We start from the raw sequence: 13,304 nt of genomic DNA on the forward strand, positions 1-13,304 counted from the left end.
TATCGCATAAATTAGAACACACGAACCTTCAGAAGAAGGATCAACCCCAGCACCTTCAGGAATCCACTGGAGCCTGAAAGTACTGCTGCCGCAAAGACGCTTTCAAATCCGCTGCATATTTCGGCAACTCATGCTTCACCAGATGCCCCATCAACTCCCCATGGAAGCTGTCCAGTGAAATCTTCCCGGTCTGCAACAGGTGGGTCAGTACGTCCTGCTCGGCAACACTCAGGTGGGACTTCAACAAAAACAGCACATCCCGAATGCGTTCCTCTTCAGACACCGATGGAGCAGGCAGCTCATCGGCTTTCTTCTTGCTGGGTTTCTGCTTGCCTGATGGGGTCTGTGCAGGCAAAGCCTTCTTGACCGTTGGATCAGCAGGCTCATAATTCGCCGGGTTCTTGATGATTGACACCAAGAGGCCCCCAGGGGTCTTCATGGGATACCCACCAGCCTTCAACTGGTCAAAGCGCTTGATGGCGTCCTGAATGCGGTCCGGGAACTCTGCAATCAGGGTGCGGGCCGATCCCAGGGCCACCCCCCGGTCGGCGAGGAGTTGCACTTGCTCTTCCAGAGCCTGGTCCTCCATTTGCGGGTACAGGTCATACACGATCACCTGCTTCATGCCTTTTCCGACGTAATCCACCGTGCGGATGTACTTGGCCTGCATCAGCTCCTCATGGGCATTTTTCAGGCTGCGCCGGATGTTGTCCGGACGGGACTCCTCCAACCTCAGGGTCCTCGCCCACTGCAGCAAGGGAAACTCAATGCGGTCCTGCACCACCTGGGTGGTGGATGGATCCCGCCTGAGGGCCTCCAGCGTGCGGCACAGCGCCACGGTGGAAGGCTGACGGATCTGCCCGAGCAGCTGGTAACTGATGGGGTTCAGGTACCCGGCCTGGATGCTTTTCACGGTGTCTTGAGGCAGGGTGATTTTGATGATCGAGGCCGTGTCCAGGTGGTGTTCCTCGTTCTTGGTGTACTCCAGTTTCGCCAGGTGCTGAAAGGTCACGCTGTGCCAGCGCATCCCCCGGAAGTCCCGCCAGCCCTGATCGATCTGGTAGATCGCCCGGTTCAGGCGAATCAGGGAGTTGCGCACCATGGTGTAATTGCGGGCCGTGGGGTGAATGCCTGCGGTGCGCATCAATTCATGGGGGGTGGCGGACACTTCCCCATCGCTGGGGCATCCCATCAACTGGTAAAGCTTGAGGATCGCCAGGTACACCTCGGTGTCAATGCCATGAGGGACCTGCACGCTGCTCCCACAGTGGATGCGGATGGGCACCCCATCGACATCCTGATGCATCTCCCAGCTGGTGTAATCGTCACTGACCTGACGTTGCATGCTGATGAGGGACAGCCGGGCCACGTTCATTTCATCCAAGTTGTGGGAGGGATTCTCGGCGGGTGTCTTGGCTTTCCCCATGAAGATGATTTTAATAGATAAAGAAAAAGAAATAAGAAGATCTATTGATTCTTCTTCAAGCAGGACAAAGTGTGGTGTTCTGGACGTGTTTTTTCAGATCTTTCCCTCAGGTTGTTCGATGCTTTTCCCCTGAAACCCCTCAGGTTGTTCGTGACCCTTTGGCAGGAATGCCTCACGTTGTTCGAGAGCCTCCTGTTTTTCTCCTCAGGTTGTTCGTGCCAAAATCCCTCAGGTTGTTCGCGTCTTGCAGGCTGAATCCCTCAGGTTGTTCGGATGACCTCTCCTGGACTTCCCTCAGGTTGTTCGTGTCAAACGGGATCGAAATCGGCTGTTTCCCTCAGGTTGTTCGAGACAGAAAGAAACAAGGCTCCAGAACGGCATTTCTCTGTTTTCCCCTCAGGTTGTTCGGGTCAAAACCCCTCAAGTTGTTCGAATGCACCAACAAGTGAAGATATAACCGTATCCAGCAAGAGAAAAATCAATGTTTCCCTCAGGTTGTTCGGGTCAAAACCCCTCAAGTTGTTCGAATGCCCCTGGTTCGCACTGGAACCAAATGCACTGGGTTCAATCCCAGTCCATGTGAGACGACAAATTAGGGAAAACCCTGATGGGATGACGGTTTGGTCAACACCCTCATTTTCCCGATCTGATCGGGATTTTGGGCAGCAAAATCCCTCAAGTTGTTCGTGCGAGCCCTTCACAAGACTGCTGCCGAAACAGGACATGCATGGACCTGCCCACTGACCCCGACTTACCATGAAGCATGACCTTCCACCGCCTCATGGTCTTCTTCACCCTGCTTGGCCTTCCTGCTGCCCATGCCCAGAACATGCAATACTTGCAGGCCACAACGGATACCCTGACGTTCCTGACCTGGACGCAGGCCCAGAGCCAGCTGCAAGGCAGCTACCAGCAAATCCGGCTCAGCACGGCAACTGGAGGGAAACCCACCCTGATCACCCGCAATGGGACCCTCAGTGGTCTGGTGGCCGGGAATGATTTGAGCCTGACGTTTCAAGAAGAAATCCTGGGCAAGGGCATCTTTCAGGCCCAAGGCACTGTGACTGGGAAGACCCTGACCTTGCTGTTCCCGTCCAGCGGTGGAGGGTTCACCCGTTCCCTGTTCTCGGCCACCACCCTCAACGAGTACGCCAACTGGGTGGACGGCATGAAAAGCACCCTGAAAACCCGGGTGGCCCAGTGGGAGAAACAACAAGCCCAGGAGCAGCTGGAGCAGCAGGAAAAGAACCGCAAACGTGCCCTGTTTTATGCCGCCCAGGAAGCACAGAGCAGACTGAAAGGGCTTCTGGAGGACGCCACCCTGTACGTGGAACAGGTGTCTTTCGCCCTCAACCGCCTTGACACTGGCACCCTGAGGCTCACAGGCCTCACCCTGGACCTGGACAACAGACTCCAGGGGGATGAAGCGTTCCTGGAAAACATGGTGGACTGCACCGACTGGCAAGACGCCAGAGACATCCTGCAGGCAGAACAAGAAGAGTTGCCAGCGGAATTCCAGAAGGCTCTTCCCCCAGCAAAAGACACGGTGGAGGTGTGGAGTGTGGGAGACCGTCTACTGCAGGACCTTTCAGATGCCTGGAAGACCTACCAGCAGGCTGTGGAAGCTTCCGAGGGTCAGGCAGAACTGGACATCCCTGAATCTGCCCTTTTCACAGCCCAGAAGGACATTGAAGGGGCCAGCGCAAAGCTGAAAGCAGCAGCGGCGGGTGATGGGCAGGAGGTGCAAGCGCGATTGCAGAAGTACCAGCAGCGGTACCGGCAGTTGATGCAAGAACACCAGCTGGATCAGACCTGCCCTTTTCCTGCAGAGGAATGAAGCCTTCAGGTCAGGCTTCTTCTCCCACCACTTCCAGAATGAGTTCGACCACATAGACTTCCTGCAGGATTCCCGGAGCCTTGCCCTCATGGAAGTTGAGCAAGGCAATCTGGCAGCAGAAGCCATCCACCAGCACCCTTTCTTCCACATCGAAAGCATCCAGCAGGGCCTGGGTTTACCTTTTTCCGGTCAAAATGGTCAGGCGCTCATTTTGTTCCAGCACCGTCACAGATAGGGTTTCTCCAAACACCTGAAGGTCCATGGGTCACTGTACCCAGTTGCAGCACAGAGAACTGTGACCGCTCATTCTTCTGCCGGGCTGAAATCGTCCATCAGGTTTTCCAGCAGCACAGGGATTTGTTTCTTCACGTCTCGTTCCTGCTGGCCACTGAAGCCTTTCACCAGGTACTTGCTGGCCCCGGAGACCTCTATGAGGATTTCGGTGTCTGGGAAGTGCTGCTCGAAGGCAGGCCGCAGGTGTTTCTGCAGGGCCGACAGCAGGGTCTCGTCGCTGATGGGACTGTGCATCCCCACCAGCTTGTTGTTCACGATTTGCGGCACTTTCGCAGGCCGTGCAAACTTCAGGACAATGGCCCGATCCATCACACCACCGCCAGCCTCTGCTCGGATCGGGTCACAGAGAGCCAGGACGCAGGGCAAGGTTTCAGGAGGGTCTGCAACTGGGAGATGGACCGGTTCTGCAGCCAGTGTTCCGCCCCCTGGCGACCCAGCACACAGGGCATCCGGTCATGAAATGGCGCAACTGCCGGGCAAGGGGTGCAGGTCAGGATGGTGAAGGAGTGCACGAGGCCTTCCCTGGACTGCCAGTAATCCCACAGGCCCGCCAGAATCAGGGGGCCACCCGTGGCACTGCTGAACAGCACGGGCATTTTGCGTTTCCCCACAAGCTCAAATTCATAAAAACCTGAGATTTCGATCAGGCACCTTTGCGACTGGAAGGGTTTGCGGAAACTCGGCAAGGTGTGGGCGGTCTCGGAGCGGGCGTTGAAGGTGTGCTTGAATTTTTTGAGGTCCTCTTCGCCTTTGCAGAACGAAGGAATCAACCCCCACCTTGCAGAGAGAGCTTCCAGTTCATCCGTTCCAGGACGCTTGCGGATGATCGGGTAGGGATCGGAGGGGCGAAGCTCCCCACTGAACGTCCAGGGGTCCGGGTAGGTGACCTCCCAGATGAAGTTTCCATCTGTGCTGCCATTGATGCGTCCGCACATGTTTTTGCCTCCAGAAAAAGTGTCAAGAGAACCTGCGCCGGTTGCACTTGGGGTGCAAACAGACGTTTTTGCTGTGCCATAAGTCACTATACTTGACAGCTTGATACCTATCAAGTAGTGTCGAAATATGCCTCCCAGGATCACTGAGATTCGCAAAAAAATCCTCACCTGCTTACTCAAACTCTCCCAGAACGGGCCAGTCACCGCAGCAGAACTGGCCCGCAAAATGGAAATGACCCCCCAAAACATCCACCTGCACGTCAAAGCCCTCGAAGAAATGGGCTACCTCACCGTGCACCGCCTCACCGACCGCACGGCCACCCTCACCATCGCCGAGAAGGCAGAAAAAGAACTCGGCCTGGGTGCCCTCCCCATTGCCGGACAGATCGCCGCAGGCTTCCCCCTCACCCCCAGTGACCACACCCAGGGCTTCATGAGCCGCCTCTCGGACTTCTTTGATGCCCGAGAAGGGGATTACCTCCTCAAAGTCGAGGGCACCAGCATGACCGGCGTAGGCATCTTCCCTGGAGACATGGTGGTGGTGCGGCCCACCACGGAAATCGTGGAAGGAGAAATTGCGGTGGTGCTGATCAAAAGCGACAACCTGGTCACTTTGAAGCGCTGGTACATCGAAGGAGACCAGGTGGTGCTGGTCAGCGAGAATGCGGCCATGGAACCCATGCGTTACCGCAAGGAAGACGTGACCCTGCAGGGGCAACTCATTGGCCGCATGGGCGGCAAACCCCCCAGAAAAAACCGCCACAGTTGAATTGACACCCCATCACACCGAACCTCCCAGAGGCACACCCCTGCTGGGTGGGGTCACTTTTGCTTCAGAGAGGTGCACCATGCCGATTCTTGCCATTCACTTCATTCCCTTTGCATTTCACAACCTCCCGGAACGCGACGTGAAAGTCTCCCTGAGAGAGGGGCGGGTGGTGCACCTGTGCGAAAAAGCCGCAGCCCTCGGGGTGGTGAAAGGCATGCCGGAATCGGCAGTGAGGCTGAAAGCCTCTGAAGCAAGAATCGTGCAGGACACCAGTGTGGAACTCACCCAGCAGTGGCAGGACTTCTTGCTCCAGATGTTCCAGTTCAGCCCCAACGTGGAAAGCCTCAAGGAGGGGATGTGCCTCCTCACCGCCAGTGAGTACGACGCCCACCAGATCCAGCACCAGTTCGGCTGCCCGGTCGGGGTGGGTCAGACCCGCGAGCAGGCCCTGATGGCCGCCACCGTGGCCACCAAAAGCAAAGTCCGCATGGTGCTGGATTTCGATCTCTTCTGTCAGGAGGTGCCGATCACTTCGCTTGCGGCACTGGGGCTGAAACCCGACACCCTGGAACGCCTGATGTGGCTGGGTGTCACCACCCTGGCAGATCTGAAGTCCTGGAGCCGCAAACAAATCCAGCATTACTTCGGCACAGAGGCAAAACCCATCCTGGCGCTATTCTTCGAGAAAAACGTGTGGGTGGCCCGGTACAACCTGCCAAAAGAGGTGATCAGCAAGTTCTTCTTTGATGAACCCGAACAGGAGCCCTTCAAAATCGATCCTGCCCTGAAACTGCTCAGCGAGCACCTCTTCAAGAAACTCTCGGGCCTGCACCCCCGAAAACTGGTGCTGACTGCCGGGACACCGATTGGGAACCTGTGGGCGTCCCGGAACGTCAAAGACCCCATCCAGAAACCACCGACCTTGCAGCACCTGATGCGGCTTGCCCTCGATGACAGCTTTGCTCTGCAGTTCGGGGTGGACAAACTCGAAGTCCGGCTCATGGACCTCTACCAGTTGGGAGAACAAAAAAGCCTCTTTCAACAGAAACCCTCTTCCATGGACGCCGTGAAGCTGGTGCACCAGAGGTTCGCGGGGGCGATGTTTCACTACGAGATCCATGACCCGTACTCCCAGGCCAGAGACCAGCGTTTCCGCAAGTTGCCTTTCGATGAGGAGGAGTGACATGCGCATGTTGATGCAAGCCGCCCATGTGGAAACCCGTGAGGGCCGCATCAGCCGGGTCACCACCGAGAACCGGGCTTACGTGATCGTCCGCACCGTGGAGCACTGGAGGGCCGGAGGCAGGTGGTGGCGCGGGGAGTACCCCAGAAACTATTACCTGCTTCGGACCCGTGAAAACACACTGCTGGAAGTCTACGAGGAGGTTTTGACATGGACCCTGAGCGCGATTCAAGACTGAATGTGGTGTTCTGCCACTCCTTTTTTTCCCTCGGTGCAGGCACCAGCAGCCCCAGAAGGTTGGTCGAGACCGCCAAGAAGTTCGGGTACACCCACATCGCACTGATTGATGAAGCGTGCATGGGTGGCGCAGTGGAACTGGTTGAGGCCTGCCAGGAGCACGGACTGCACCCGATCCTCGGGCAAACCCTGCAGGCGCAGGTGGAACTGCTCGGTCAGAGCTTCACAGGAGCCGTGGTGGTGCTGTGCCAGGACCGGGCTCGTTATGCCCAACTCAATGACCTGATCACCTTGCAGAATGAACAGGGTCACGTGCAACCTGGTCAATTGCAGGGGTTGCAGGTGCTGACAGGAGGAAGAAGGGGTTTGCTGGGGGAACTGGTGCTGCAAGGGGACTTCCGCAGGGCCAGACTGTGGATTCAGCACCTCAAAGGGATTGTGAATGGCCACCTTTACCTGCAGCTCTGGCATGACCTGTGCCACGGGGATGATCGGATGGCACAGCGCTTGGTTCAGTTTGCCCGAGAGGAGGACCTGCCGTGCGTGGCTGCCCCTGAGATCCGTTATGCCAGTGAGGACCAGTGGCCCCTCTACGACGCGCTGGTGTGCGCAAGGCTGGGGACCCAAATTGACCAGCCGCACGAACTCAGACCGGTGAACGGCGCGCAGTGCATTCAACCCTGGGAGCATGTCCTGCAGCGCCTCCCGTACCCTGAGGCCATCTGGACCACCAATCTTCTGGCCCAGAACTGCAGTTTCGACCTCCTGCCGGACCGATTGATGCCAGCAGATGCATCTTTGCCGCCCAATTTCAGCCCTCACCTGTACTTGATGATGCGGGCCTATCAGGGCCTGGAAGAACGTTATCCCCCTCATCTTTTGACTCAGGCAGACCAGAGGTTGACTTACGAACTGGGCATTGTGCGTCAGCACGGCCTGGAGAATTTTTTCCTGCTGGCCACAGAAGTTTCAGACTATTGTCGAGAAAATGGCATTCTGGCAGCAGGTCGAGGCAGTGCGGCTGGGAGTGTGCTGTGTTTTGTTCTGGGCATCACCCAGGTGGATCCCCTGAAACACAATTTGCTGTTCGAGCGCTTCTTGCATGGGGAGAAAAAGGCCATGCCTGACGTGGACATTGACATCTCCAGCAGCAGGCGCAGAGAGGTCTTGGCGTGGGTGGAGAAGCGCTTTGGCGAGGCGGGCAAAGAGGCCATGGTGGCGAACCGCATCACGTACCGATTGCCCAGTGCAGTGCAGGATCTGGCCCGTGCCCTGGGGTTGCCCCAGCAGCAGGCCGCTGACCTGACCAAACGGCTGGGTCGGGATTTCCGGCATTTGCGTCCCGGGGACGCCCGGCAAGCAGCGGTGGTTTTTGATGAGGTTCTGGGGAATGCTCCTGCCAAGACCGTGCTGCTGGACATCCTGTCTCGGATGGAACGGGGCTTTGTGCGGCACCTCGCTCCACATTCGGGTGGGGTGGTGCTGTCCCGTGAGCCTCTGTCTCACTACAGTCCTCTGCGCACATCGTCTGGAGGCATCAGGACCATGGAGTTTGACAAGAACGACATTGAGACCCTGGGCCTCATCAAGCTGGATCTGCTGGGTCTGAGGATGCTCTCAGCGATTGAGAATGCCCTTGCGGAGATCGAGCGGGTCGAAGGCAAACGGCTGGCTCCCGGCAACCTCCCAGACCATCCGAAGGTCTGGTGGCGGATATCGCGTGGGGACAACATCGGGGCGTTTCAGATTGAGTCTCCAGGTCAGATGCAACTTTCGGTGCGCAACCAGCCGAAAAACCTCACTGAGCTGGCCCACCAGGTGGCCTTGTTTCGCCCTGGCCCGATCCAGAGCAACACCGTGCACCCTTATTTGAGACGGAAAGCAGGCAAAGAAAAAGTGCCTCATTTGCACCCGAGCATCACACCGATCTTGCAGGGGACGTATGGCACAGTGCTCTACCAGGAGCAGGTTTTGAGAATCTGCGTGCATTTTGCAGGCCTGGGCTGGTTGCAGGCAGATCGGTACCGCAAGAAACTCTCTGCCTGGGAGGATGAAACAGAACTGGCCACCCTCAAAAGACAGTTCATCCAGCACGCTTGTGCCACACATGAGGGGTCAGACCATCCGGTGACCCCAGAACTGGCCGAGCAGGTGTTTTCGATGATTGCGGCCTTCAGAGGCTATGGGTTTGCGGAGTCTCATGCAGTGGCGTTTGCCCAGCATGCTTATGTGTCTGCTTACCTGAAAGAGTTTTTCCCCGCAGCTTATTTTGTGGGGATCTTGAATCACGAACCTGGAATGTACAGCCGTCAGACCATCACCCAGGAGTGTTTGAAGAGGGGGGTGGAGGTGCTGCCGCTGGACATCAACCAGAGCCAGGTGCTCTTTCGGGTGGAGGTGAAAAAGGGGATGTGGGGCAAACTGGTGCAGGGCATCCGGTTTGGGCTCTCTGGAGTGAAGGGGTTGAAAGAGGACAGCCCGTCCAGGATTGTCCTGGAACGGACCCGTGGCTTGTTTTCATCCCTGCAAGATTTTTACACCCGCGTGTCATTGCAGTCTTCGGAGTATGAGGCCCTGGTCCTCGGAGGGGCGTTTGATCTGCTGCTCTCCAGGCGGGATGCCCTGTACCAGCTGGGGACCTTGCAACGGGCCACCCGGGGTGGAGGAGGGGCGCTCTTTTTGCCAGAGGTGGCCACACCTGCCCTGGCTCCTTTGACGGATCGAGAAACCCACCTGCTGGACTTGCAATTCAAGCGGGCTTCGGAATCCGGGCGGCACATCATGGATCTGTACCGTTCTGAACTGCAAAGTCTGGAGGTGTTGCCCCTCAGGGTCCTCAAGGATGGGGACCGGGTGAGGACGGCTGGTTGGGTGATCAGCAAGCAGAGACCCCCGAGTGCTCGCGGAGTGGCTTTTTTTGCGCTGGAGGATCGCAGTGAGCGGGCACAGGTGATCATCTCGCCTGAACTGTGGGAGAAAGAACGCATCCTCCTCAGGGACGTACAACTGCTCATTGTGGAGGGCCGGGTGCAAGCCGCTGGGGTGAATGTGGCGGTGGTGGCCGAATCCCTGTGGTGTCTGGTGCGCAGGCCTCAATTGGTACCCCAGAAATCTTGAGGGCGTGCTGCTTGGCTGGAACGGGAAATTGAAGGCATCCTGATGCCAGGATGCCTTCAGGGTTTTCGGGTGTGTTTTGGGCGCTTCAGGGGTCCAGTTGCAGCTTGTGTGATCAGCAGGTGGCACAGGGTTTGGTGTCATCTGGTTTGGGCGCGTGTCGTTGCTGGGAAAGCATGGAGGACAGCACTCTGCACAAGTGACAGGGAACTTCCTGTGGTGAGGTGATACCGCAGTCACTGCAGGGTCCGGTGATGTCAACTCTCTGCAGGGTGTGTTGGAGGGATCGTGGTGTGGCCAAGGAGTACACCGTCATGATCAGCAGGGCCGCCAGCAGAGTGATTTGCATTGGAATTCGGATGGGTGGAGGTTGGGAGACTGGTGTTTGAAGTAGCATGTTTCATTGTATTTCCCTGCAACGGTTTCCATCAGGGGTAGGTGACGCTGGGTTCTGCACCTTTAGTGAATGGGGTGCATTTTAGGCACTGGTGGGAATGATTCTAAGGTTTGCTGTGCAGGTTTTTTTATTTTCTTTTGCTCTATAAGGTTTTTGCGATTGTCAATGGGGAAATGCCTGTAAATGAAATCCCTTACGATGGGATTTCATTTTGGTGGGATTACAATGATTTGGAGTTGAATTTGTTTTGGGGTGAAAGGTGCGTGACTGCTGTGATCACAACTGATGTGATTGTTCGCCTGAACAGAAGAGTTCCCCAGCCTGATGTGGTGTCCCACAGAATCATGCTGGCCTGCAAGCAGTTTGGAATTGATGACAGGATCCAGCAGGCGCACTTTGTGGCGCAGTTGATGGCGGAGAGCAGCCTGATCCCCAAAGAGGAGAACCTGTCGTATACGGCGAGGCGCATCTTGCAGGTGTGGCCTTCTCGCTTCAAAAGCCTGGCTGAGGCTTTGCCTTACGAGAGGAACCCTGAAGCTCTGGCCAACAAGGTGTACGGCAACCGTCCTGAGCTTGGGAACAGTCATCCCGGTGATGGTTGGGTTTTCAGGGGTCGTGGGTACATTCAGTTGACGGGGAGACGCAATTACACCCTGTATGGCAGGAGGCTGGGTGTGAATCTGGTGGATGCCCCGCAATTGCTGTTGCAGGTGGGGGTGGGGTCTCTGGCCGCTGCGGTGTTTTGGAGTGATCATGGTTGCAACGACATTGCCAGTGACCCAAGGTTGACGGTGCAGGACAAGTGTGCCAGGATCACCAAGAAAATCACGGGGTCGGAAAGGGACTGGCAGAGGCGTTTGGTGCTCACCCGACAGGTGCTCAATTTGTTGCAAGCATAAGGGCAACAGTGACGTTTCTGGGTGTTTCCTGGTTCAGATGTGGGGTTCGTCCTCCCAGTGGATGGTGATGCGTCTGGCCCCGAGGGCCTGCAGCACTTTCAGCAGGGTGTGGGTGACCAGGGGTTTTTGGCCTTGCAGGTACTGGTTGATGACCTGCCCGGGGTTTTTGCTGTCTGGGCTGATCTGCTGTCCGAGGTCTTTCTGGGTGCGTTTTTGGTGTCGCATGCGGGTGCGGATCTGGTCGATGAGTTGTTCTTCCAGGTTGGGCATGCTTCACGTTAGCACATCAATCTGTCAGATGGTTTTATCAATCCAACAGATATATAAATCAATCCATTAGATTGTTTTCGGATAGAATGAGTGCATGGAAAAGGCGATCTTCCCCTCGCTGGACATGCTTTTCTCCAACGGAGAACCCCCCAAAGACCTCATTTTGCAGCTGCCCACCGGGGCCGGGAAAACCCACCTTGCCCGACTGGATTCCCAGCACACCGCACGTCAGGGCTTCAAAATTGTTTACCTGTGCCCCCTCAAGACCATGGCCCAGGAAATCCACGACACCTGGGCTGAAAGCCTGAAAGTGGGCCTCTACACTGCAGACACCGAATTTACGGACCAGCCCCCGCTGGAGCAGGACGTGCTGATTTTCACCTACGAGAAATTCGAGTTCATCACCCGCTTCTGGCGCGAACACTGGGACTGGATTCCCCAGGTGAATTTGCTGGTGGTCGATGAATTCCACATGCTCGCCGATCCCCACCGGGGACCCACCCTGGAAAGCGCACTGACCCGCTTCCGCAGGCTGAACCCCTTCGTGCGCACCCTGGCCCTCTCTGCCACCCTTGGGAATCTTGCAGAGCTTGGAGAGTGGCTTCAGGCCGAAACGCATCACAGCACCCACCGACCTGTGCCTCTGAATTGGCGGGTGGTGCCCTTCACCGGCAGTTCCAAAAAAGACCTGCTGCAAGCAGAACTCAGCACCCCTAAAAGCACCCTGGTGTTCGTGGGGTCCCGCAGCCGCGCCGAGCACCTCGCTGAGAAGTTTGGGGCCGCTGCGCACCACGCAGGCCTCAGTCCCCAGGCAAGACAGCACACCGAGGCCCAGTTTCGGGCAGGTAAAATCCTCACGCTTTTCTGCACCCCCACCCTGGAGATGGGACTGAATTTGCCAGCCCAGCGGGTGATTCTCTACGACATGGAACGCTACCACCAGGGGGAGTACGTGCCGATCAGCGTGAACAGTGCCTGGCAACGGGCAGGCAGGGCAGGCAGACCCGGACTGCACCTAGAAGGGGAAGCGGTGGTGTTCATCTACCGGTACCCCAGCCATGCCCAGCCTTACCTGCAAGGACAGTTCGAGCCCATCCGCAGTGGCCTCAAACGCGGCCACCTCACCAGCTGGATTGTCGCGGAGATTGCAGCCCGCACCAGCAGGAACCTGGAAGAACTGCAGTGCGCCTACCAGCACACCCTGCGTTCCAGGCAGCACCCGGAGGACCTGGGACGCCCTATGAACAGCTTGATTTTCACCGGAGCCCTGAAGGAGGAAGCGGGGTCACTGAAAGTCACCCGCACCGGCTGGATTGCCGCTCGGTACATGCTGCAGGTGGAGACCGTCTTGCAACTCAGCTGCCAGTTCTCTGCTGACCTCACTTTCTTTGACCTGCTGGTGCTTGCCACCAGCACCCCGGACGTGCAGGCCCTGCTGCCTTCCCGCGAATCGCTCCGGGACCTGCTTTACCGGGTGGGCCGGGAACCCCGCACGATGCTCACAGGCACCCCCAGTCGGGACCTCACCACCCTGTCGATCACCCATGCGGAACTGCTCGGCGCTTACCACACGTCTTGCTTGCTGCGCAGCCACACCCGACAGGAAGAACCCACCGTGCCCAGTTCTGACCTCCGGCAGGCCGCAGAGCAGGTGTGCCGGGTTTTGCAGGCCTTCGCAGAACTGCTTCCGGTTCAGGAGAACCCGGCTTTGCTGGAGGTGCAACGGAAAACCCGGGTGCTGGCCTTGATGGTCAGGCATGGCCTGACCGACGAACACGCCACCTTGACGTTGATTCCAGGCATCGGGGGGGTGCATGCCCGCACCTTGCTGGAGAGGGGCATCACCGACATTGAGAGCCTCGCGCTCAGTGATCCGGCCAGATGGGCTGGGGAGGGCATCCGTCTGGAGCGTGCTGAGAGGTGGGTGGAACTTGCAGCAGGGC

General features: G+C 57.4%; 12 protein-coding genes. 7 read left to right on the forward strand and 5 right to left on the reverse strand.

Annotated features, from left to right (window positions below):
• Positions 1 to 55 precede the first annotated feature (55 nt).
• Positions 56 to 1,426 carry a replication initiator protein A gene (locus DC3_RS26585; RefSeq protein WP_146891012.1) on the reverse strand — a complete coding sequence of 457 codons (1,371 nt, stop codon included), beginning with the start codon at positions 1,424 to 1,426 and terminating at the stop codon, positions 56 to 58.
• A 763-nt stretch (positions 1,427 to 2,189) separates the two neighbouring features.
• Between DC3_RS26585 and DC3_RS26590 the strand changes: the two genes are divergently transcribed.
• A complete protein-coding gene (locus tag DC3_RS26590) occupies positions 2,190 to 3,263 on the forward strand; it encodes a hypothetical protein (protein WP_146891015.1) in 1,074 nt (357 codons plus the stop codon).
• A gap of 10 nt (positions 3,264 to 3,273) precedes the next feature.
• On the opposite strand, the gene DC3_RS29420 is transcribed toward DC3_RS26590, so the two are convergent.
• From DC3_RS29420 to DC3_RS26600, 3 genes are all read right to left on the reverse strand, one after another.
• Positions 3,274 to 3,411: a hypothetical protein gene (locus tag DC3_RS29420; protein WP_186816286.1), complete on the reverse strand. Its 138-nt coding sequence runs from the start codon at positions 3,409 to 3,411 to the stop codon at positions 3,274 to 3,276.
• Positions 3,412 to 3,566: 155 nt separating this feature from the next.
• On the reverse strand, positions 3,567 to 3,866 hold the full coding sequence (locus DC3_RS26595) for a hypothetical protein (protein ID WP_146891017.1): 300 nt from the start codon (positions 3,864 to 3,866) through the stop codon (positions 3,567 to 3,569).
• A complete protein-coding gene (locus tag DC3_RS26600) occupies positions 3,866 to 4,492 on the reverse strand; it encodes an SOS response-associated peptidase (protein WP_186816287.1) in 627 nt (208 codons plus the stop codon). Before DC3_RS26600 ends, DC3_RS26595 begins: the two co-directional genes overlap by 1 nt.
• Before the next feature lie 127 nt (positions 4,493 to 4,619).
• Between DC3_RS26600 and lexA the strand changes: the two genes are divergently transcribed.
• From lexA to DC3_RS26625, 5 genes are all read left to right on the forward strand, one after another.
• A complete protein-coding gene (gene lexA, locus DC3_RS26605; protein WP_146891023.1) occupies positions 4,620 to 5,261 on the forward strand; it encodes a transcriptional repressor LexA in 642 nt (213 codons plus the stop codon).
• A 79-nt stretch (positions 5,262 to 5,340) separates the two neighbouring features.
• Positions 5,341 to 6,444 (forward strand): DNA polymerase Y subunit UmuC family protein, encoded by a 1,104-nt coding sequence (locus DC3_RS26610; RefSeq protein WP_146891026.1) that lies wholly within the window; start codon positions 5,341 to 5,343, stop codon positions 6,442 to 6,444.
• Position 6,445: 1 nt separating this feature from the next.
• Complete coding sequence (locus DC3_RS26615) at positions 6,446 to 6,682, forward strand: hypothetical protein (protein ID WP_146891029.1); 237 nt, start codon at positions 6,446 to 6,448, stop codon at positions 6,680 to 6,682.
• Positions 6,655 to 9,798, forward strand: a complete 3,144-nt coding sequence (gene dnaE / locus DC3_RS26620) for a DNA polymerase III subunit alpha (protein WP_146891032.1) — start codon at positions 6,655 to 6,657, stop codon at positions 9,796 to 9,798. The genes DC3_RS26615 and dnaE overlap by 28 nt, the downstream gene beginning before the upstream one ends.
• A 723-nt stretch (positions 9,799 to 10,521) precedes the next feature.
• A complete protein-coding gene (locus tag DC3_RS26625) occupies positions 10,522 to 11,091 on the forward strand; it encodes a glycoside hydrolase family 19 protein (RefSeq protein ID WP_186816288.1) in 570 nt (189 codons plus the stop codon).
• 33 nt (positions 11,092 to 11,124) lie between these two features.
• On the opposite strand, the gene DC3_RS26630 is transcribed toward DC3_RS26625, so the two are convergent.
• Positions 11,125 to 11,361, reverse strand: a complete 237-nt coding sequence (locus DC3_RS26630) for a hypothetical protein (RefSeq protein WP_146891038.1) — start codon at positions 11,359 to 11,361, stop codon at positions 11,125 to 11,127.
• 94 nt (positions 11,362 to 11,455) lie between these two features.
• On the opposite strand from DC3_RS26630, the gene DC3_RS26635 reads away from it, so the two are divergent.
• The coding region (locus DC3_RS26635; RefSeq protein WP_146891041.1) for a DEAD/DEAH box helicase at positions 11,456 to 13,304 on the forward strand (1,849 nt) is incomplete at its 3' end.

This window comes from Deinococcus cellulosilyticus NBRC 106333 = KACC 11606, assembly GCF_007990775.1.
Lineage (GTDB): Bacteria > Deinococcota > Deinococci > Deinococcales > Deinococcaceae > Deinococcus_C > Deinococcus_C cellulosilyticus.

Bases quoted from the DNA above. Each gene is read 5' to 3' on its own strand.
- DC3_RS26615 (WP_146891029.1), top strand. From the start codon at position 6,446: ATGCGCATGTTGATGCAAGCCGCCCATGTGGAAACCCGTGAGGGCCGC.
- DC3_RS26600 (WP_186816287.1), bottom strand. From the start codon at position 4,492: ATGTGCGGACGCATCAATGGCAGCACAGATGGAAACTTCATCTGGGAG.
- DC3_RS26590 (WP_146891015.1), top strand. From the start codon at position 2,190: ATGACCTTCCACCGCCTCATGGTCTTCTTCACCCTGCTTGGCCTTCCT.
- DC3_RS26630 (WP_146891038.1), bottom strand. From the start codon at position 11,361: ATGCCCAACCTGGAAGAACAACTCATCGACCAGATCCGCACCCGCATG.
- dnaE (WP_146891032.1), top strand. From the start codon at position 6,655: ATGGACCCTGAGCGCGATTCAAGACTGAATGTGGTGTTCTGCCACTCC.
- DC3_RS26610 (WP_146891026.1), top strand. From the start codon at position 5,341: ATGCCGATTCTTGCCATTCACTTCATTCCCTTTGCATTTCACAACCTC.
- DC3_RS26595 (WP_146891017.1), bottom strand. From the start codon at position 3,866: ATGGATCGGGCCATTGTCCTGAAGTTTGCACGGCCTGCGAAAGTGCCG.
- DC3_RS26585 (WP_146891012.1), bottom strand. From the start codon at position 1,426: ATGGGGAAAGCCAAGACACCCGCCGAGAATCCCTCCCACAACTTGGAT.
- lexA (WP_146891023.1), top strand. From the start codon at position 4,620: ATGCCTCCCAGGATCACTGAGATTCGCAAAAAAATCCTCACCTGCTTA.